Raw genomic sequence first — 1,253 nt, 5'->3', positions numbered from 1 at the left:
GGAACCCTTGAGTACTGGCTGCTCACGGGTAAAACTGTATGCAGGTTTGGTCCCCCGCTAAAACTCAAGCCGTATCACTTGCCCGATGCCTAGTTACATGACAAAAAGGAGGAGAGCATGGTGACGGCGCATCTTCAACATCCTGCCAATCAGTCTGGGCGATCACCCTCCGTCGCCCCGGCTACCGTGACGTCCAATCGTTTCCTGAGTTTATTGCTGCGGGTGAGATCGCTCCGCCTCGTTGCGTGGCTTTATTTGATCTGTGTGCTTCCGACGACAATCTTTCTGTGCTTCCTAATCCCGCCCATGCAAGTCTCCGATGAAGGGCGGCATTTCCTCCGAGCTTATGAGTTCTCGCGAGGCCAAATGCTGCCGGATACCGGTTTTAGTCACGGTCTATTTGCCTGGGACTCCCATGGGAAACCGACGCCGGGAGTCTTGTATACGGCAGGAGGCATTGTTCCCGTTGCGGTTGCCAATTTCGTCCGCGATAAAGTAACTTCTGCGGATTTCTTACTCCGTGAGTACCATTTCCCCAGCATCGCGAGCCGCCTGCGCGATCTCGATGCCGCCGCTCAGAAGCCGCCGCGCCGCGAACAGCAATTTATCGCTTTCCCCGGTTCCGCAGTTTATGCTCCCACCTTGTACCTGCCGCAGATTGCAGGTATCTTATTCGCTCGTCTTATTTCAGACAAAACTTACATATGGTTTTATGCAGCCCGTATTGCTAATGCAACAGCCTCCGTTCTCTTAGTCTTTTTGGCTTTGCTTCTTGCGCCAGGTTATGAACTTCTCCTCCTGGTGCCCACTATCCTGCCCATGGCTCTGCACCAATTCAGCTCCGCTTCCTGTGATGCCGGCATTATCGCGGTAAGCATTCTGTTTGTGTCTTTATGTTTGCGTTTCTTGAAATCCGATCGCCTTCTGCTTCGCATTGCGCTTATCCTCTGTCTGGTTTTTCTGGCGGTAGCAAAGCCAGTCGATCTGCCATTTGGGCTGTTGCTGATCGGGGCTTACAAACGGCTGGGATGGCGTCAGGCCATTCTGTTTTGCTCCTTTGCGCTTGCTATCGCAACCGGGGCGTATCTTGCTTGGTCCCATCTCGTCCGGCTTTTCTTCGATATGGTGGGCTGGGATGCTCCCCACCACAACCCGGGCGCGCAGTTCCGCTTCACCATCGCGCATCCCCTGAACTTCACGAAAATCGTTCTGCACAGTGTGGTCTCCGATAGCCATCGAGTACTCGAAGAGAT

Annotated in this window: 1 protein-coding gene; it reads left to right on the top strand. The window is 53.8% G+C overall.

All coding sequences use genetic code 11. From position 1 onward, the window contains the following. Positions 1 to 117: 117 nt before the first annotated feature. Positions 118 to 1,253, top strand: a 1,136-nt coding sequence (locus VKV29_RS06970) for a DUF2142 domain-containing protein (protein ID WP_324200583.1), incomplete at its 3' end; no start/stop codon positions are given.

This window comes from Chthonomonas sp. (genome assembly GCF_035294165.1).
GTDB lineage: Bacteria > Armatimonadota > Chthonomonadetes > Chthonomonadales > Chthonomonadaceae > Chthonomonas.
The sequence above is the reverse complement of the archived record's forward strand: the minus strand, read 5'-3'. Positions and strand labels throughout refer to the sequence as shown.